Here is an 18,438-nt window from a genome sequence, read left to right as displayed (position 1 = left end):
ATGCTATCGGCGATCGCGCGGTCTAGCCGTCACCCGACACGGCTTACCCAAATCCGCCAGCAAAAACAGCGGGCGATCGCGCTAGATGGCCCGCTGCCAGACAACAATCAATTAAAAGAGGCATCCTAGACATCTTCTAGAAAGCTCAAGCTTTTTCCCTGCTAGACTTCACTCCTGTCTAAAGGAAGAGTCTGATTTATTCCGGAAGAGAGATACACCTCTCTGAATAACGTGCGCTATGAGCGAGTCAGTAAGTGGTAAATCCTCTGGGACGCCCATCTCGCAAGCGATTGCCCTGGGACACTGCAAAAACTGTCTACGGATAGGGGCTAGCCTCAAACAAGCTGTGGTTTAGTCATGAAGACGGCGAAAGGGGCTGCTTCGCCGGATGATGCACCCAGGAGTCGCAAGCGACTAAACCTCAGCAAAGCATCTGTGTCCTTGGGCATCTCAAAAATCTTGCTAACGTGCCGACGTAGCAGATTGACCATCGATAACATCTAGCTGGACAGGAGCGACCCCGGTTTGCATCATGCCAACCATTTGGGCGGCACCCGCCGACAAATCAATAACTCGTCCGCCACTGTAGGGTCCACGGTCGTTAATGCGCACAACGACCGAGCGACCATTGTCGAGATTCGTAACGCGCACCATCGTGCCGAACGGCAGCGATCGGTGGGCAGCGGTCAATGCATTCTGATTAAAAACTTCGCCACTTGCACTCTGATTACCATGGAACCCGGGGCCGTACCAGGAGGCCAGACCGGTCAATCGGAGGCGAACAGGACCGAGGGCAACGGTCGTAGGAGCAGGAGCTGGCTTGCCGGAAATGTCTTGAACGGGGGGCGCGTTTCCAAGCAAGCGACGGAGACGGTTGGTAATCTGGATCGCGTCTCGGTCTGGATCTTTCGTCGTATCAGGGAGCTGTGTCTCGCGATCGATGGGGAGCAGCTCATCCTCCCCAACTTTAATGACAGCTAACTTGCGGCTGGCGTCCCAGCGAACATTGATGGCCGTCGCGTCAAAGTTGTTGCGGTGAAGTTGGTTAATCTGGGCGGCAGCTTCAGTAGCTCGCCATACAGGATCGTTTGGATTAGCTGCAACTTCAGAAGAATTGAGCTCTTTGTTGCCAGAAAACACTGGCTCGGTAGATGCGACTTTGACACTGTCTGCCGAAGACTGGGTTTGGCCCGAGACTTCTAGCGTTGCTGTTTGGTCGCTGAGAAAGGTAACGACGGGAATGTCCCGAACGTAGACAGTTGCGGCCTGCTTTCCATTGAGCGTGTGCGCCTGGATTTTGGCAACAGCTGCCGTGTTTTCACCGGAAATCGCATCGGACAGGGAAGTACCAACCTTAACCACAGACTCTGCCAGCTTTTCGGCTTCCTCAGTGGCTTCCGTGTGAGCAGATGGGTTGGACTTAGAGGCCTGCTCGAGCGCTTTGACTGGCTCTAGGTGACCCACGCATAGCGGGCCGAACGCTGTTACCAGCAAGGCGGTGGTGAAACCGCTCCAAAGTTTTCGATTCATATGTCCACGATGAAGGGCATTGGGGAAAAGAGCTTGAGCGGAGGTGAAAGCGCTGTGCATCAGCCAGCCGCTCTCTCTAACTCGTACTCGTTCCGGTTTTGCCTTTTGGTCTGGAACTGCAACAGATTAACACGAACTTTTTGCTCCCGGGATCAGGGTATCGCTGAAACCGTTCGCAACTTTATCGAAACTTTACATGAGAAAAATGTCAAAATATTGCGAAATGTTTCTCTCCTATTGCGTTTGCGGGTCTTGAGCGCTCCGGGAAAACTTCACGAAAGATTTACAGTCATTTTGCTTGAAATCCCCATAAGTGACTGTAAGAGATCTTTCCCTCAGGTGTCCTAAAGAACAACAGCAATAAGCAATTGCGATCGCCCAACCGGGATTTTTTGCGCTTTTCGGCAGAAAACGCAGACTGACGTCTCTATACCAGTGCGAAAGGACACAAGCTAGATGCGATCGCTCTTTGCAAAGATCGTTCCGGCAATTTCAACCTCTCCATGAGGGGGAGGAGAGCAGTAGAATAATCCGGCAATCATTGCCTGACGAGGATTAGTAATTCTTATGGATTACCGGGAAGCGGGAGTGGACGTGGAGGCGGGGCGCGCCTTTGTGGAGCGCATCCGATCGATGGTCGAAAAGACCTACCGTCCAGAGGTCATGGGAAGCTTGGGGGGATTTGGCGGTGCGTTTCAGCTCCCCAGCGGCTATCGAGAACCGGTTTTGGTGTCGGGAACCGATGGCGTGGGCACCAAGCTCAAGATCGCTCAAACGGTCAATTGCCATGACACCATTGGAATCGATCTGGTGGCAATGTGTGTAAATGATGTTCTGACCTGCGGGGCAGAGCCGCTGTTTTTCCTGGATTATCTGGCGACAGGAAAACTTGATCCGGAGCAGCTGGCCCAGGTTGTCTCGGGGGTAGCTAAGGGGTGTGAGCTGGCGAACTGTGCGCTCTTGGGTGGGGAAACGGCGGAGATGCCCGATTTCTACCCGCCCGGAGAATATGATGTGGCGGGCTTTTGTGTGGGCATCGCTGAAAAGAGTGCGCTGCTGAATAGCTCGCAGGTGTGTGTGGGAGATGTGGCGATCGGCATTGCCAGTACGGGCGTGCACAGCAATGGCTATAGTCTCGTGCGCAAGATTGTGCGCGATCGCGGCTTTGATTGGGGCGATCGCCCCTCGGATCTGGGCGGTGCCAGCCTAGGCGAGGTCTTTTTGACGCCAACCCAAATCTATGTCAAGCCCATCCTCGCCTTGCGGCAGTCTGGCCTCCCCATTCACGGCATGGCTCACATCACGGGAGGCGGCCTGCCGGAGAATTTGCCCCGCTGTTTGGCAGACGATCAAACAGTTGAAATCGATGTCCAGGCTTGGCCTGTGTTGCCGGTTTTTGAATGGCTTGCAAAAACGGGTGAAGTCGCTCCAGCTGAAATGTTCAACACCTTCAATATGGGCATCGGTTTTGTCTTGATCGTGCCACCCGATGCCGCCGAAGCCGTAATTCAGCACTGCACACAGTCAGGTCTGCTGGCCTATCAAATCGGTAAAGTCGTACCTGGCAACAAGCAGCTTTTGGGTTTGCCCGAAGCTTAATTTTACGCTTCTAGCACCTCTCACACTCCTGAAAAGGTGAGCCTAAAAACTCACCTTTTTCGTATTTTTAAAATTACTATTTGTACACTCATAAATATCAAGTATTAGTTTTGAAAATAGTCTCAATAGCTAAAGAAATAACCTAAAAATAAGAGAGGCTATGATGCATAAGCCATAGCCTCTCTTAATGTCTAGCTGCTTAATTAAATCTGATCGCTAGCTTGATCGCTTTGCTCTTGTGGCAGCTCACCAGGTACAAACTTGATCTTGATGTGAAGTTTTCCTGACCGCCAATGCATTCCAGGCCGGAGAACCTCGCAGGGCAATCCATCATCTGACAAAAAATTGCCAGCTGAGCCACCTAGCTCAGCATTTGCACCTTTTTGAATTTGAGATATTAGCCAGTCAGATCTAAAAAGCTTAGTGTACATGCCAACCTCGGAGTTGACCGCGATTACTGCATCTAATGGAAAGTGTTCTGACATTGAAAAAGCTCAAAATATCTACTTTTCGACTTTCAGTCCGTTACTGTTCGCTCGATGCCTGAGGTAACTCATCCGGCACAAACTCAACCCGTACCTGGATATACCCTGTTTCCCAAAATTGGCCTGGTTCAAGCACTTTGCATGGTATTCCTTCCGCAAGAAGACGCTCGCCTATGGGGCTGGCTGACGAAATTCTGTAATCACAACTACTACGGATTTTTTCTAGAAACCACTCGTTGGTAAAGAACCGCTCGTGCATTGGAACATCATCGTTCACTGCGATTACTGCATCTACTGGCAATTCTTCTGACATGGAAAAAGACCAAAAATGACAACTTTTTGACGTTGCAGTCTATTACTGCTCGGTTTGCTCTTGAGGTAGCTCACCCGGCACAAACTCAACCCTCACCCGGATATACCCCGTTCTCCATTCCTGCCTTGGTGCAAGTATCTTGCACGGCATACCGACCCTTGCCAGTTCTTTGGCCCGGGGAGAGTCAACGCGGCTAATCAGGCCAGACTCAATCGCTTTTAGCAAGGCTTCGCTTTCCCATAGTTTGGGTGGCGACGAACCCTGTCGTTCCACTGAAATGATCGAATTCTCCGGCAATTGTTCTGACATGGGAGAAATTGAAATGACTACTCCCAGTTATCCCGAATTTGCCCGATATGGCTCACGAATCTTGGCATTACCCAGTATTTTTGTGCTGGCAGAGCCTAAAACTAAGTCTGTTGGATGTCTGCGAGAAGCGTAGTTCGTCGAATTTTCGAGCACGAAGGTGCTGAAGCAGATTTCCGGTCTTTTCTGTCGAGCGTCTGTCAGCGGGCATTGCAAATCGCTGCGGTGAAGTCCAGGTGCTCTGAACACCCGCCTGATTTAGGCAGAAATTCTTGTACAAGTACGAATTATTTGTCGCTTTTTCACACAATAATGTCGCGATGAAAATTTCTGCAATTCTTACAGGTAAACGGTTTTAGGCTTTTCGAGCTTACTTGTGGCAAATCTGTATACGTGTCACACATTAGTTGTCGTTTTCCAGAAACACGTTTTTTCAGGGGCTACCCATATTTCACGAAATAGTTGTCTTTTTCCGAAACGGATTTTACTATGTAGTACAAGCGAACTTATGTGGACAGAGATATGTGCTCCACATTTCTCGTCTATCCGTTGCAACGTAGAAAAAGTGTATTAATCAGACTTGAGAGAAATATTGTGGCTAATAATACATCGTTGGAAGCAGATTCAGATGTAACGCAAAATTCTTCAGAACTGAACCAGGATGAACTGCTTGAAAAGGACCTGGATGATTCTGACGAAGCAGACAATGCCACTAAAGCCACTTATTCCTCCAAGAAAAAGAAGGAACCCAAAGAAAAAGATATGAAGCTCAGGCTCAAATTGATCCGAGCTATATGCGCTGCTAGGGATGAGGATACCCGTAAACAAAGGAAAAAAGAAGCTGCTAAGCAGCTTGGTTTAAGTGACCGATCGATTCAAAGGGAAATCAACAAATATTTAGAGAAAAACTCAGAAGCCTTCGCCTCTAACTCAAGAGCTGATAAGGGTACTCCTCGAATCGATAAACTATACCCAATTCCTGAAAAGTTTCGTTTGGAGGAAAAATATCAGGACTTTAAATGGTCGAGTTACATCATCGACACTTACATCAATCGAAACAAAGGCTCGCAGAGAATGAATCAATACCAAGTCTTTGTAAGGGTGCAGAAATTAGCCAGATTAGAATTTGGTCTTCAAGATGGGCAATACCCAAGCAAGATGGCTGTCTACCGCATCTTAGAGCCTTTGATTAATCAGGAGAATAAAACGGTAAGACATGCAGGACAGTCTCCACATCAACATCATGTCAAAACTCGTTGTGGACAAAGTATTCCTGTGAGATGGAGCCAAGATGTTTGGCAAGTTGATAGCACGAGAGCAGATGTTTTATTAGTAGATAAGGATGGTGTTGAAATAGGGTGTCCCGTGTTGACAATCATCTTGGATACCTACTCTGGATGTGTGGTTGGGTTCCATCTTGGATTCTTGGGTCCTGGGTCTAAAGAAGTCGCTCTTGCACTACGCCACGCAATTCTGCCTAAGAACTATGGCCCAGATTACAACCTCGAAAATGAATGGGGGATACAGGGAAAACCTTGTGTTCTTTTTACGGATGGAGGTTCAGAGCACGACTGTGAACATATTTCACAGGTTTCAGAGAAACTGGGTTTTGTTCATTACCTTCGTCTCCGCCCCTCAGATGGAGGCGGAATTGAACGGATCTTTAAAACTCTAAACACTGAGTTTTTCTCTCAAATACCAGGGTATAAAGGCTCCAATGTTAAAGACCGCCCTAAAGATGCGGAAAAGGAGGCTTGCCTAACCCTTACCGACCTTGAAATGCTTCTAGTTAAGTATCTCGTTGATAATTACAACCGGAGGCAACATCCAAAGGTAAAAACTCAAACACGCTATCAACGTTGGCAAGCCACACAAGAAGACATTCTAGAATTTGTCGATGAGAGAGAACTAGATATTTGCTTAATGAAAGAAGCTCATCGTAGGGTTCAGAAATATGGAGATGTTTACTTCAAGAACCTTATATACCGTGGTGATTGCTTAAGTTCCTATGCTGGTGAATACGTGACTCTCCGTTATGATCCCAGAGATGTTACTACAATGTTTGCTTACAGCTATGAGTCAGAGGACAGGTTAGGTAAATTTATAGCTCGCATACATCCTCGTGATTTAGAGTGTGAGCGTCTTTCGTTAGATGAACTTGAAGTAATTAACGCAGGGTTGAGGGAGGACGGAAAAGCTGTTACGAATCAAACTGTCTTGTCTGTTTTAAGAGAAATTGACTATCGTGATTCTCGTGTTGCAGAAATCCAAAAATTAAGCAGGAAGCAGCGTAGGAGATCTGAACATGATGATTTCCATGAAGTACCAGCAGACAGTATTCTTCAAGATGAAGAACTACCAACTTCAGAAGTTTCACTACCTAGTGATGATGGTAGTGAAACTTCTGACCCTAGTACCTCTGGAGATAGTTCGGGTTCAGAAGCAAGTAGCTCAGAAGGAATGGAGGAGGAAAGTTCAGAGTTGAATACTAGGAGTTCTGGTAGTGCAGAAGATAAGGAGACAGTAGTATCTGAGGGTGATATTGAAATACCTGAGGTAGAAGTTTATGATTGGGATGAGATGATACAGGATTTCTAGGAGCTTTGTCCTTAAATTTCGACCATTCTTGCATTCAGAGTTTCTGGAATGGAGGAAATAGTCTCTTATCCGCCTCTGGAATCAAAATTTCTATTTAATGCTTGGAATGTTCTGCGTCTCCAGTAACCTGTTGAGGAATGTAAGGTAACTTCAGGTGCCCAAGAGCAATTTGGATTGGAAGTTGGATTAAGCAGAGACAATTATTGAAATCTCCAGCGATCGCCAATCACATTAAACTTTGCCTACTGACGAGTCGTTCAACAACACGAATACCAGCGATCGTCATTCTACTTCTCGATGTGCAGCATTTTATATTTGTAATTGAGTGCAAGGGACTGATTGATAGGCAAAACTGCTGAAATTCAGTCGCTTCGTTCATCCTCTGCTGATTTCCAGTTCAGGACTAATAGAAGTTAGTAAAACGGACTGAATTCTGATCAAATGCATTCGGCAGTTGGGAAGTGGGTTCGACACAGACACCGAGACACGGAGACATGGGGATTTCAGGCAACGTTCTTGCTCTCTGCGTCCCCCCTTTTCCTTATCTCCGCATCATCTGCTCAATCTCCACCAATCTTCAAAATGTGTCCTCAATGACACTTTGATCCAGTCCTCTTTAGGAGGACTTCAGCGATTAGCGCGTCTTTAGTTGTGGGGCGAATGGGATCGGCGAAAGATTTGTCAATCCGCCAAGATACTGCCTCTTGTTAAGTGGAAAGATGGTGCAGGAAAACCTCTTCAAAACCTTGCAAGCACTAGGATACCGAACCTTCGCTTATTCTCCTAACTAGCTTTATTAAGTTTTTTTACACATTGAATATTCTTTACCACAAACAATAGTACCTGAGTACCATTATTTTTCAAGCTTTAGATACTACCTGCCTAACTGCCCAGTTTTACACGAACCTTTTGCCAACCTACCCAGAAATTTTATGACAACCAAAAACGCTGAAGTACCAGCTACAGATGCGGAAACAGATGCAGAAACAGATGCAGGAATGACAGCTACAAACGCTGTGAAAGTCGCAGAAAAATTAGGATCAGTCAAGCAACTGTCGCCAGAGAAACAGGCTGAAATCAAGCGGTTGCGTAAGAAATTTTATGTGCCACTTACCTCCGTCACCAATCTCCATGATTGGCTAGATACTCGACGTTTGGCGGGGGAATCTGGAATTGTCGAAGGTAATTCTGGAGTTGGCAAAACAATGGGTTGCATGGCATATAAGCTTCGTGTTCCAGTACAACCTCAATCCGGTAAACAACGACACATGCCCGTTGTCTATTGGGAAGTAACTCCTAATTGTGGTCCAAAGCAATGTCATAAAGGATTGCTGCAGGTTATGGGCAATCGCGCATTGCAAGGTTCAACAGACGACTTACGAGAACGATTGCTCGAAACACTTGAATTACGCCGCACCGAAACACTGATTTTAGATGAGGCAAATCGCTTTAAGTATGAAACTTTAGCTGAACTTAGCTACATCTACAACACCGAGGATCTCGAACTGTCCATTATTCTCGTAGGTACTAATAGATTGACTACCCTCATCTCTAGAGATGAACAAGTGGATGGCAGATTTGAATTTCGCTACCATTTTGACAAAATGAGCGCTACAGAGTTTGCAAAAACGGTAGCAATTTGGGAAAAACAGGTATTGAAACTTCCAGAACCATCAGGATTGACATCAAAAGAATTGATTAAACTTCTGATTCAGTCTACCAACTATAGTCTGCGCGCACTTGATGCCATTCTGAGGAGTGCTGCGATTGAGGCTGTAATTCAAGGTTCACCCAAAATTACTAAGGACATACTTAAGCTGGCAATAGCAAATCATAAACAAGCAGGTAAGAAAAGAAAATAGTTGTTCCATTGAATGGTCACAAGCAAATAATCGACCTGGATTTAAGCGATGCCTAAACCCAAATTAGAACAACCTCAACTTCAACTAGAATACGTTGAACCTTTAGAGGGTGAGAGTTTGCCCAGTTACTTTCATCGATTTCGATATGGGAAAGGAAACAGGCTCTCGACACCAAGTTGGCTAACTCAGGAGGCAGGTATTGGACCAGTACTTGCAAGATGGGAAAGGTTCCAATACAACCCTTACCCAAATCGAAAAGAACTGAAAGCTGTAGGTTCTTTAATTGGAATCAGTCCCAAGAGGTTAGCTGAAATGTTACCTCCTGAAAGTGAAGAAGTTGTTCAAAACACAATTCGCTTTTGTGCAGCTTGTTACCTCAAACATCCATGCCATCAGATGAAATGGCAGCTTCGATCAACGGAAGGGTGCGATCAGCATCAGCTTCGACTGCTTTCAAAATGTCCTGGAACAGGGTGCCGAAAAAAGTTTTCTATACAGTCTATTTTGACAAATGATTTTTGTGAGAAGTGTGGGATGCCTTACAAGCGAATGGTTAAGTACCAGAAGGCATATTAGTCAATGGTTGTGTCTTTTATCACTTGTATGAGTAGGGCAAAGTTTTGTTGCCTCATCGGTAAAACTTTTGCCAGTTGACAACTCACTTTTTCCTAAAAAAATGTGCATTATAGTTCAAATGTACTATCATGCAATCAGCAAAATGCTACTGGACTTTATATTCAATGGAGACAAAACTATTCATGACCAATGAAACCAATGTGTGTGTTACCCATAGCAATCAATTGTGGGTAATCAATCGTTCGAAACTAAGTGTTCCTGTCAAGGTTGCTAACGACCAAGTCTGTAATCCCTTTCTCGATGTAGTTGGTGACTTGTACTCAGGGTGCATTGCGGGCTATCAACTCAATGTAAGCTCTGATGCTTCAATTCTCACAGTGTTGCGCCATGCGATGCTACCAAAGAAACCTCAGGTGCAGTATGAAACTTGTTGTGATTGGGAGATTCATGGTATTCCTGAAGGCATCGTTATTGATATGGCGAGTGATCTTGATCCCTCTGCTCTTGATCAAATCACTCATCATTTAGGATGCCAGTTCCACCAGCGTGTATCTCCTCCTGAGGGCGGCTCAGTAGAGCGTTTCTTTCTGACAGCCAATCACGACTGCTTTGCATTGTTACCTGGATTCAATGAGATTCCTCAACAACCTCCAGCTAACCGCGAAGTGTATTTGGAGTTGCAACAACTGGAGCAGATTGTAGGGCATTACATCGTAGATAACTACAATCAACGACCTTACCCGAAGGCACCAAATCAAACTCGATCGCAGCGTTGGAAGGAGGGCTTAATCAATCAACCCGCTGGTCCTTCTGAACAAACTTTAGATGATTTGTTTATTCCTCCGTCTCAACGTCGTGTCCAAAAGTTTGGGCAACTGACCTTCCGCAATCTTGTGTATCGTAGTGAGCAACTACTAACTCGTGTAGGGGAGCTTGTTGTTGTCCGCCACAATCCTACTGACATGTCAACTATTAGTGTCTATCAGCAGAACAATGGTCAAGAGGTATTTCTAGGACACGCCTTCGCAGTTCCAATGTCTTAACTAAGCTTAGCAATGAAATCTGGTTTATCCATAACAGTTCTACTAATTATGGATAAACCAGTTGTACACAACACACTCATTTGATTTCACAATGAACACAAACAACAGCAACGAAGGTGAGAAAAATCACGATAGCCAAATCGTCGAGATTGATGGCTCTGGCATCGACATTCATATTATCAACAAGCAGGGGAATCCAGAACGTCCTTGGTTAACCACCGTTACTGATGTCTATTCTCGGAAAATCATTGCTTACTATTTGTCCTTCAAGAATAAGTAAGTTTTAGACATGAGCATTATGTCTAAAAGGACTTTGTAAGATGATGATAACTGGTTGATTAGAGCAATTGCATTGATCGCCTAATTTCAAGGAAGTAGCGGTAATTTCGCCGCCAGTTGTTAGCCGTAGCCATTCATCTCTTTTCAATATGTATTGTGAGCTTTGCAATGCAACCAGGTATAGCATTCAAGTTCTGATGATATACGGTGCAGTGCTTTCACAAGAATTGATGCATACCCTCTAGTAGGTATGGAACATCTACACAGTTAATAACAACTGATAGTGAGTCTACTTTTGATTCACCTTTACTGGAAGTGAGTTCAGTTAAGTCAGGAATGGCATTATGGAGCTAAAAATGAGATTTTTTGATGATGACAGGTTTAATCTTAAGAATGTTGATTGGAAATTGCTTTCAAAACTACCTGGATATTTAAGCAAAAAACGCCAGAACCAATCTGAATCATCCCCTCAAAATTTAAGAACCTTCACTCCAGAGGAATTGAACCAACAGCTTCAGCGTTTTATCACAGATTACTGGGAAAAGGAATCAAGTCTGAAGACGACTGAGCAAGGGCAATCTCAACGATGGGAGCCAAGTTCTCGGAAGCAATCTATAGGGCTGAACGAAACCTCTGATTTGTATCGACTACCAGTTCGTACTCGTACGCTCTTTAAACATCGACTGCTGGTACTCAACCATCAACATTATAGGGGAGAGGACAAGCTAGAAAACTACATCGGAAACCTGGTTAATGTTCGGTTTGATCCCAACGATTCTTCTGTTGTCTATGTGTTTATTCAGGAGGGCGATCGCGAGATTTTTGTAGGGAACGCATTTCTCGTCTAAAGGTCACTGCTATGCTGAATTGGCGTTGAGCTACTCGTTTAATCCATGATGGATCGCCCCGTCAGGATGTTCTTCACCAAAGACCTCGTAAAACTGGTTCTCTGCCTCAATCTCTAGTGCCCGTCGAGTGTATCGCTCAAAGCTTGCCTCAGATTTGTGCCGCATTAATTGTCGTGCCAATGTGCTGTCCATCTTTTTCAGCACTAACTTTGTTCCAAACGTATGCCGTAAACGATGAGGATGAAAGTCCTCAACCCCTGCTGTCTGTGCCAGATCCTTCATGATTTTGTAAATTCCCCAATAGCTCAGTCGCTGCCCTTTGCTGTTATTAGAAGTTGAGAGAAATAGCGGAGAATTGGGAGTAACTGGTAATCCCTGCCGTAAACGCCATCCTAAATAAGCATCCAGGGATCTTCGAGCAGGCTGAAGCAGAGGAACAGCGCCCACACTGTCTGCTTTTGCGCGTCGAATAAGCAGTCTCACTCCGTCATAATCTTCAATGTTAAGTGCCGCAATCTCAGAAGCCCTGAGTCCGTGTTCCAGCACCGCCAAGAGTGCTGTGTCTCTCGCTTCTGTCTCTCCCCGGTTTTCCAGAGCTTCCTGTAAAGCTCGGACTTCAGAAGCTTTCAGTTCTTTAGAGAACAACGGCTCCAGTTTGGGCTTCTCAATTACAAGGGTCGGATTCTTACTGATGTAATCCCAACTGCTCAACCATTTGAAAAAACTTTGCAGTGCCGCCAGAGCACGTTTACTTGAAGCCGCCTTTAAAGGCTTCCCTGCTCCTGGATTGTCAGTCGTTGTGTCTTGCGATCGCCCCTCTTTGAGAAATGCCTTAAAGCGATCGACATCTTGAGCAGTAATCGCGTGCCAAGGTTTCTCTGTCCAATTAGCGAACCGCCGCAACTCCCGCTCGTAAGCCTTCCGAGTGTTTGGCGCAAACTCTCGGCTCTGCAAAAACTCCTCTACACGCTGCCATCGGAGATCAACAGGAGTAGCGGGGACAGGAGAAGCTTCGAGAGCCGTTTTGTCGTAGAAGTAGAATTTTGGCTCAGCTTCAGCCATCGTGTTGATCCCGTTGTTGAAATAGAGCAGCGCTGGAAGGCTCAATTTGCGGTAGCCAGCTCAGATTTTCTTGATTCTACTCCAAATAACTATAATTATCTGTACTACACAAAAACTAACGCTACAAACCTGTACTTCAGCGTTCAAGCGGATGCCACGCCCTACCCAGGCAAAATGTCTGCACTGTAGCCAGCTTTCAGTCGCCCAGGCTCAACAACTTCACGGTGAGTCGGGTGATGATTGCTGGAACCCTAAGCGCTGTCACCGACGGCGATCGCACTACCGTCATCGAATTGAAAGTAATGCCAAACGACGGAGGAAGCGATCGCCGTCTCAACGTCAGGAACCAACGGTTTCGGAAACAGATAAAATCGCTGTTCCAGTTGAGTTTCCAGAGATCGGGCTACTTTACCTTTACCGAGAAGCAAGGAAGGACGCCCACCTTCATGCAGTAGCCGTGACGGTGTGGAGAGGGTCAGACAAACTGGCAGAAACTGAGCCAATCCATTGCATGGGTATGACCAATGGGCAGGTGAAGTCCTACCTACAAAAGGTTTTGGTAACGTTGAAGGAGCGATACGGCATCACGGAGTTTGAGCCACCGATCCGTCTAGAACCTTGTGAGTGCCCGATCGCACCCTGTCCTTTAAAGGCAAAGTAAGGAATTTCCCTATGTTTGCTCAGGCAGAAATAGCGATCCGACAATTGTTCGAGCAAGCATTAGTTGAGCCAGAACAGGCTAACTTGAATCAACTGTGGCAAAATGTGGAACCCGTTCTGCGACAGATGTCGAAAATCGACCAGCTGAGGTTAGGTGGATGGGCGATCGCCCAGTTAGCGGATCTACATCACCAAAGAGCAATGCGGTGGTTGAGTGATTGGGAGGAGACAGATGTTGAGGCAGAACCGCTCATTGCAGAGGATTGGCTAAACGAACTGATACAGCAGACCATGCATCTTGACCTGTCTGAACTGACACGTCAACCAAAGCCGTGTCAACACAAGCGATCCTCTCAAGAGGTTGCAGAAGCTTCAATTGCGGGGGAAGGGGAGAAGGGTGGATTGCGGGCTTGTGTGGATCCTGACGACGAATTCATACAGGTGCAAGAGATGTTGGCGATCGCCCACGACGAGGACGTATCTGCCTGGATAGAGGCAATTTCCCGAGAGCTAGGTGAATGGGTCCAATCATCCACGTTAAAAGTGACATTTTCCCAACTCTGTCAGAGACTACAGCGGCATGACCCACAGATGACGCTTGTCAAAGTATGGTTAGCCTTGCTGCTAGGTGATTATGAATTGGAGCAACAGGGAGACTTTTATCTATCTGAAATATGGATTTCAAGATCTCTCAGCACCTTCTAAACCTTGGAGAAAGTTTCCGCGCGGTGGAGCACATGACCAGCTTGGGAGGAGAAATACCTGCTTTTTCCTTCAAACCTAAATTTTTAGATTCAACTTGCCATTTGGCAAGTCAAGAGAAACTTTTATAGGACAAATGAACTAATATAGAACTCATCTCATACTCTGATCCGTGCAGGAGAAGACTGAGAGGGCACATCTAGAATATTCGTTAACACTGATTCTATATTTAGGGTGAAGTGATATAAATTTAAGACCTGTGCCGCTAGATATGGAATGGATCTAAGATCCACTGGTTTATAAGCGATCGGATAGCTCCCCATGCCCAAGTGGAAACTGACGACTGAATTTACCTTCGATGCTGCCCACTACATTCGAGACTATGACGGTCCTTGTGGGCGGATGCACGGGCATACCTACCGGGTACGCATTGAAGCAACTTCTAGCCAGCTTCATACCTCCGAATACTGTCCTCATCCCGTTATGGTAGCGGACTTCCGCACGCTTCGCTGGGCAAAGCAAGACTTGCTCAAAGGGGGGCTTGACCACTCTGTTTTGAACGAAGTCCTCCCTGAAGGCTATGAAACGACTGCTGAGATGATTGCTCAATACATCCATGAAAAGACGAAAAAGCAATTGCCCTCAGATGTAAAGCTCAAGGTCGCCGTGTCTGAAACCCCCAATTCCTGGGCTGAGTACGAAGACGACTAGGAGTAACCCTTGCGACATCTACGAATTAGCACATTGTGACAAGCCTGATCCCCACGACCTCAACCGCTAAAACAGCCTCGGCAGTCTTGCCAGTGGTGGAAACCTTCCACTCCGTTCAAGGTGAGGGAGCGTGGACAGGTACAAATGCTTTCTTTATTCGCTTGGCAGGCTGCGACGTGGGTTGCCCCTGGTGTGATACCAAACATTCGTGGAATGCCCATCGCCATCCCCAACGCCATACGACTGACCTGATTGCAGAAGCTAAAGCAGCAAATCCGGCGATCGTTGTGATCACAGGTGGCGAACCCTTGTTGCATGACCTCTCCTGCCTCAGTTCTGGTTTGAGAAACGCAGGGTTGCGAGTGCATCTGGAAACTTCCGGCGCACACCCCTTTAGTGGCAGTTTTGACTGGGTCACATTCTCTCCTAAGCCCTCTAAACCTCCTCATGCAAGTATTTATTCTCAGGTCAGTGAATTGAAGGTTGTCGTTGCCAACCGCTCTGATTTGATATGGGCGGAGGAGCACGGTGCCAGAATTCCAACTCATGCGGTTAAGTTGCTCCAACCGGAATGGGGCACGCCTGATAGCTACTCGCTAATCTTCGAGTACGTTCTCAGCCATTCCGAATGGCGGATTAGCTTACAAACTCATAAGTTCACCAACATTCGATAGAGAGGTGAAAGCTAGTGGCTCAAATTGAACTATCCCCCCGCGAACTTTCCATCATCCTTGCATCCCTGGAATATTGGGCTGACAACCACGAGGATGACGATCCTTATGACCAAATGAGCGAGGACATGGAGCAAGAAACCTTCGGAGAAAGCGGACAACCTCGCAGTGATGAGATCGGGCACCTTTGCCGTAAACTTTACCAATTTGAAAGTGACGTAAAACCCATCTGGCGATCGCCAAGCTAATGACCCCTTACCATGAGGTGAACCATGAATGCTCCCAAAGCTATTGTTTTATTGTCTGGTGGTCTGGATTCATCGACCTCTGCTGCTCAGGCGATCGCTGATGGTTACGAGTTGATTGCTCTATCGCTCCATTACGGACAAAGGCACGATCGCGAACTCATTGCTGCTAAGCGGGTCGCTGAACATTTGGGGATCAAGGAACACTTTGTGGTGGATGTGAATTTGGCGCAGTGGGGCGGTTCTGCCTTGACTGACCAGGCTGTGGATGTGCCGACTGACGGTGTGAAGCCTGGTGTGATTCCCATTACTTATGTGCCGGGGCGGAATACGGTCTTTTTGGCGATCGCTCTATCCCTGGCTGAAGCCAAAGGAGCCGAAGCAATTTATTTGGGAATCAATGCCGTAGACTATTCTGGCTATCCTGATTGCCGACCGGAGTACCTAGAAGCTGTCCAGCATCTTGCAACCCTCTCCTCCAAGACTGGATTAGAAGGGCATGCCCCTAAGCTTGTGGCTCCACTGGTTATGGATTCCAAAGTAGATATCGTGCATCGTGCGTTACAACTAGGTGTTCCGATTCACCTCACCTGGTCTTGCTATCAAGGCGAGGATGAACCCTGTGGGTTGTGCGACTCTTGCCGGATTCGCGATCGTGCCCTGATTGACGCAGGTAGACCCGATCTGGCAACGTTAGTAGGGCGAGAATTGTACGAACAGGAGAACCGATGCGCTACCCCCGTGTCTTAATCATTACATCGTGTACCGGGGAAAAGCGATTTAAGCCAGAGAATCAACTCACTCAGGAAGATTTTACGCACGCTGCTCGACTCCGCAAAAGAGAAAAGCAGCTTTCTGAGTTTATGGCTCCGGCAGGAGAAATGTATACGGGGATGCAGCATACCCAATTGATGGAGGGTGTGCGAACTCTACGGAAGACTTTAGAGAAGCCTGAAATTGATGTATTTATCATCTCAGCAGGTTATGGATTGATTCCTGAAGATCGTGTAATTGCACCCTACGAAGTCACTTTCAACACAATGAAAGGGCATGAGATAGATGACTGGGCAAAACGATTAAAGATACATCAATCACTTGAAAAAATAATTTCTGACTATGATTTGATTTTTGTTCTACTAGGTGAAAAGTATTTAAGAGCAATCTCATTACCGCTCACCCTTTACGAGGAGCAAACTTGGATTTTCTTAGCTCCAGGGAGTTGCTCTAACTTAATTAAGACATCAGATCCTCAAGCATTTGTCTTGCCTCTCACGAACGCTGAGGCAAAGAAGTACGGTTTTGGTTCAGTAGGGTTAAAGGGTTTTTTATTCAAACAATTTGCTTTAGTTGCGGCAGAGCAACCTGATCTATTTGAACAAATTCACCAAGATCCCTGTCGTTTTCAGGAAATTATTGATAGAACGACTCAACTTGAACTTGATTTAGGTCTACCTCAATTAGTAATAAGCAGCAAGCCTAAGCAAGTCACCACGAAAAAAAACAAAGGTGAATTCATTCCCATCCCCGATTTACCGTCTGCCCCGAATGTTCACTTGGGTATGCAGTACTTTATTCCTGAATGGGATGATCGGGTTGATCCTGAGTACAATTTCTTAACAGATTCCTTTGGATCTAATCGGCATGACTCCTATGCTGATGACGTTTACGCCCATGAAATCTTCTTTCCATCCCCTAACTATGATGGGGTTTTAGTCTCTAAAGCTGTCATAGATGAAAGTCAAACGAAGAGAAATAGAGTCGAAGAACTAGGGGTTCATAAATTTGTTCGTTTCCCTGGAAAGATCATGGGGGATTGCGGTGCATTTAGCTATATCAAAGAGGATCTTCCTCCTTACAATACAGATGAAATTTTAGATTACTATGAACGCCTTGGTTTTGATTTTGGGGTCAGTATTGATCACCTTATTGTTGGTCCATTTGCGGTTCCAGGCATTCGAGATCTTCGATACAAACTAACACTTGAAAATGCAGCAGAGTTTCTAGGAAAACACCAGGAACGAGGCTATCAATTTACTCCAATCGGCGTGGCACAGGGTTGGGATCCTGAATCTTATGCAGCAGCGGTACAAGAATTGATTCAAATGGGATATGACTATATTGCTCTAGGAGGATTGGCGCGTGCCCAAAACTCCGAAATTCTGCCCATTCTTGAAGCAATACACCCACGCCTTCAATCCCATGTGCGAATGCACCTATTTGGTGTTGCTCGAATCGATACAATCCCTGCCTTTCGGCACTTGGGAGTGACGAGCTGTGATTCGGCAAGCCCGTTACGGCAGGCTTGGTTAGGGGTAACAGCAAATTATCATACGATGACGGGGAAACGCTACGCAGCGATCCGAGTGCCGCCTGTTGCAAATAATGGTTTGCGGGTTAAAAAGCTAGTAGCTGCTGGAGTCGCTGATTTGCCAACGCTTCACAAGCTAGAGCAAGATGCTCTCAAAGCATTGCGCGAGTTCGACAGGAATAAACTTGGAGTCGAGGCAACTCTTGAAGCTGTGCTAGCCTACGATGAACTGGTTGAACTGCCACGAGATGGCAAAGTTGATCTAGATGCTCAGGCGAAGCGACGAGCTACACATGAGACTCTATACCGGGAAGTTTTAGAGGAAAAGCCCTGGAAAGTTTGCGATTGCGCGATTTGCCAGGATGTTGGAATTGAAGTAGTAATTTTTAGAAATAATAATCGCAATCGCAGGCGTGGGTTTCATAATACCTATGTCTTTTACAAACGGTTTCAATCGTTGCTAAAGCATCTCACCACTCCTACTGCTCAAGCAGAAGATGAATTGGCGGAAAGAGAATTTTCTGGCAATTTGAAACAACTCCTAGCCCAACCCTAAATAGCCACTTCAGGAGAAATTGGTCATACTAGGTAAACGGCTGTAGCAATAGTGATCGGTGTGAGTATGTCTTCTATGGAAGGG

Annotated in this window: 18 protein-coding genes; 14 read left to right on the top strand and 4 right to left on the bottom strand. The window is 46.3% G+C overall.

The window, feature by feature from the left end; all coding sequences use genetic code 11:
• Positions 1–462: 462 nt before the first annotated feature.
• Positions 463–1,530 (bottom strand): septal ring lytic transglycosylase RlpA family protein, encoded by a 1,068-nt coding sequence (locus GEI7407_RS14050; RefSeq protein ID WP_015172860.1) that lies wholly within the window; start codon positions 1,528–1,530, stop codon positions 463–465.
• A gap of 567 nt (positions 1,531–2,097) precedes the next feature.
• Between GEI7407_RS14050 and purM the strand changes: the two genes are divergently transcribed.
• Positions 2,098–3,129: a phosphoribosylformylglycinamidine cyclo-ligase gene (purM, locus tag GEI7407_RS14045; protein WP_015172859.1), complete on the top strand. Its 1,032-nt coding sequence runs from the start codon at positions 2,098–2,100 to the stop codon at positions 3,127–3,129.
• Positions 3,130–3,654: 525 nt separating this feature from the next.
• On the opposite strand, the gene GEI7407_RS20390 is transcribed toward purM, so the two are convergent.
• Positions 3,655–3,927 (bottom strand): KGK domain-containing protein, encoded by a 273-nt coding sequence (locus tag GEI7407_RS20390; RefSeq protein ID WP_071880845.1) that lies wholly within the window; start codon positions 3,925–3,927, stop codon positions 3,655–3,657.
• A 42-nt stretch (positions 3,928–3,969) separates the two neighbouring features.
• Positions 3,970–4,236, bottom strand: coding sequence for a hypothetical protein (locus GEI7407_RS14035; RefSeq protein ID WP_015172858.1), 267 nt, complete (start codon positions 4,234–4,236; stop codon positions 3,970–3,972).
• Between the two features lie 546 nt (positions 4,237–4,782).
• Here GEI7407_RS14035 and GEI7407_RS20385 point away from each other — a divergent pair.
• The 6 genes from GEI7407_RS20385 (at position 4,783) to GEI7407_RS14005 (ending at position 11,439) form a co-directional block, all read left to right on the top strand.
• Positions 4,783–6,831 (top strand): Mu transposase C-terminal domain-containing protein, encoded by a 2,049-nt coding sequence (locus GEI7407_RS20385; protein ID WP_190274143.1) that lies wholly within the window; start codon positions 4,783–4,785, stop codon positions 6,829–6,831.
• Between the two features lie 932 nt (positions 6,832–7,763).
• The gene (locus GEI7407_RS20380; protein WP_015172856.1) at positions 7,764–8,693 is read left to right on the top strand and encodes a TniB family NTP-binding protein; all 930 of its coding nucleotides are present in this window, start codon (positions 7,764–7,766) and stop codon (positions 8,691–8,693) included.
• A 48-nt stretch (positions 8,694–8,741) separates the two neighbouring features.
• The gene (locus tag GEI7407_RS21935) at positions 8,742–9,269 is read left to right on the top strand and encodes a TniQ family protein (protein WP_015172855.1); all 528 of its coding nucleotides are present in this window, start codon (positions 8,742–8,744) and stop codon (positions 9,267–9,269) included.
• Positions 9,270–9,451: 182 nt separating this feature from the next.
• A complete protein-coding gene (locus tag GEI7407_RS20370; RefSeq protein ID WP_190274142.1) occupies positions 9,452–10,312 on the top strand; it encodes a Mu transposase C-terminal domain-containing protein in 861 nt (286 codons plus the stop codon).
• 91 nt (positions 10,313–10,403) lie between these two features.
• On the top strand, positions 10,404–10,592 hold the full coding sequence (locus GEI7407_RS21430; protein WP_041268465.1) for a hypothetical protein: 189 nt from the start codon (positions 10,404–10,406) through the stop codon (positions 10,590–10,592).
• 343 nt (positions 10,593–10,935) lie between these two features.
• Positions 10,936–11,439, top strand: a complete 504-nt coding sequence (locus tag GEI7407_RS14005; protein WP_041268464.1) for a Mu transposase C-terminal domain-containing protein — start codon at positions 10,936–10,938, stop codon at positions 11,437–11,439.
• 30 nt (positions 11,440–11,469) lie between these two features.
• Here the strand turns inward: GEI7407_RS14005 and GEI7407_RS14000 are convergent, their stop codons facing one another.
• Positions 11,470–12,501 carry a tyrosine-type recombinase/integrase gene (locus tag GEI7407_RS14000; RefSeq protein ID WP_015172853.1) on the bottom strand — a complete coding sequence of 344 codons (1,032 nt, stop codon included), beginning with the start codon at positions 12,499–12,501 and terminating at the stop codon, positions 11,470–11,472.
• A gap of 236 nt (positions 12,502–12,737) precedes the next feature.
• Between GEI7407_RS14000 and GEI7407_RS21425 the strand changes: the two genes are divergently transcribed.
• From GEI7407_RS21425 to dpdA, 7 genes are all read left to right on the top strand, one after another.
• The gene (locus GEI7407_RS21425) at positions 12,738–12,956 is read left to right on the top strand and encodes a hypothetical protein (RefSeq protein ID WP_041268463.1); all 219 of its coding nucleotides are present in this window, start codon (positions 12,738–12,740) and stop codon (positions 12,954–12,956) included.
• A gap of 217 nt (positions 12,957–13,173) precedes the next feature.
• Positions 13,174–13,866: a hypothetical protein gene (locus GEI7407_RS13990; RefSeq protein WP_015172851.1), complete on the top strand. Its 693-nt coding sequence runs from the start codon at positions 13,174–13,176 to the stop codon at positions 13,864–13,866.
• A gap of 318 nt (positions 13,867–14,184) precedes the next feature.
• Positions 14,185–14,574: a 6-carboxytetrahydropterin synthase gene (locus tag GEI7407_RS13985; protein WP_015172850.1), complete on the top strand. Its 390-nt coding sequence runs from the start codon at positions 14,185–14,187 to the stop codon at positions 14,572–14,574.
• Positions 14,575–14,609: 35 nt separating this feature from the next.
• Positions 14,610–15,248 carry a 7-carboxy-7-deazaguanine synthase QueE gene (locus tag GEI7407_RS20360; protein WP_223294432.1) on the top strand — a complete coding sequence of 213 codons (639 nt, stop codon included), beginning with the start codon at positions 14,610–14,612 and terminating at the stop codon, positions 15,246–15,248.
• 14 nt (positions 15,249–15,262) lie between these two features.
• The gene (locus GEI7407_RS13980; RefSeq protein WP_041268462.1) at positions 15,263–15,493 is read left to right on the top strand and encodes a hypothetical protein; all 231 of its coding nucleotides are present in this window, start codon (positions 15,263–15,265) and stop codon (positions 15,491–15,493) included.
• A gap of 24 nt (positions 15,494–15,517) precedes the next feature.
• Complete coding sequence (gene queC / locus GEI7407_RS13975) at positions 15,518–16,240, top strand: 7-cyano-7-deazaguanine synthase QueC (RefSeq protein WP_015172848.1); 723 nt, start codon at positions 15,518–15,520, stop codon at positions 16,238–16,240.
• A complete protein-coding gene (gene dpdA, locus GEI7407_RS13970; protein WP_015172847.1) occupies positions 16,219–18,354 on the top strand; it encodes a tRNA-guanine transglycosylase DpdA in 2,136 nt (711 codons plus the stop codon). Before queC ends, dpdA begins: the two co-directional genes overlap by 22 nt.
• Positions 18,355–18,438: the final 84 nt, after the last annotated feature.

The organism is Geitlerinema sp. PCC 7407 (assembly GCF_000317045.1).
GTDB lineage: Bacteria > Cyanobacteriota > Cyanobacteriia > PCC-7407 > PCC-7407 > PCC-7407.
This window is presented reverse-complemented; position numbering and strand designations above follow the sequence as displayed.

Excerpts from the sequence above, each read along its gene's own strand:
- GEI7407_RS13985 (WP_015172850.1), top strand. The coding sequence starts at position 14,185 with ATGCCCAAGTGGAAACTGACGACTGAATTTACCTTCGATGCTGCCCAC.
- purM (WP_015172859.1), top strand. The coding sequence starts at position 2,098 with ATGGATTACCGGGAAGCGGGAGTGGACGTGGAGGCGGGGCGCGCCTTT.
- GEI7407_RS13990 (WP_015172851.1), top strand. The coding sequence starts at position 13,174 with ATGTTTGCTCAGGCAGAAATAGCGATCCGACAATTGTTCGAGCAAGCA.
- GEI7407_RS20380 (WP_015172856.1), top strand. The coding sequence starts at position 7,764 with ATGACAACCAAAAACGCTGAAGTACCAGCTACAGATGCGGAAACAGAT.
- GEI7407_RS14035 (WP_015172858.1), bottom strand. The coding sequence starts at position 4,236 with ATGTCAGAACAATTGCCGGAGAATTCGATCATTTCAGTGGAACGACAG.
- GEI7407_RS21430 (WP_041268465.1), top strand. The coding sequence starts at position 10,404 with ATGAACACAAACAACAGCAACGAAGGTGAGAAAAATCACGATAGCCAA.
- GEI7407_RS14050 (WP_015172860.1), bottom strand. The coding sequence starts at position 1,530 with ATGAATCGAAAACTTTGGAGCGGTTTCACCACCGCCTTGCTGGTAACA.
- GEI7407_RS21935 (WP_015172855.1), top strand. The coding sequence starts at position 8,742 with ATGCCTAAACCCAAATTAGAACAACCTCAACTTCAACTAGAATACGTT.
- dpdA (WP_015172847.1), top strand. The coding sequence starts at position 16,219 with ATGCGCTACCCCCGTGTCTTAATCATTACATCGTGTACCGGGGAAAAG.
- GEI7407_RS20370 (WP_190274142.1), top strand. The coding sequence starts at position 9,452 with ATGACCAATGAAACCAATGTGTGTGTTACCCATAGCAATCAATTGTGG.
- GEI7407_RS14005 (WP_041268464.1), top strand. The coding sequence starts at position 10,936 with ATGGAGCTAAAAATGAGATTTTTTGATGATGACAGGTTTAATCTTAAG.
- GEI7407_RS21425 (WP_041268463.1), top strand. The coding sequence starts at position 12,738 with ATGATTGCTGGAACCCTAAGCGCTGTCACCGACGGCGATCGCACTACC.
- queC (WP_015172848.1), top strand. The coding sequence starts at position 15,518 with ATGAATGCTCCCAAAGCTATTGTTTTATTGTCTGGTGGTCTGGATTCA.
- GEI7407_RS14000 (WP_015172853.1), bottom strand. The coding sequence starts at position 12,501 with ATGGCTGAAGCTGAGCCAAAATTCTACTTCTACGACAAAACGGCTCTC.
- GEI7407_RS20390 (WP_071880845.1), bottom strand. The coding sequence starts at position 3,927 with ATGTCAGAAGAATTGCCAGTAGATGCAGTAATCGCAGTGAACGATGAT.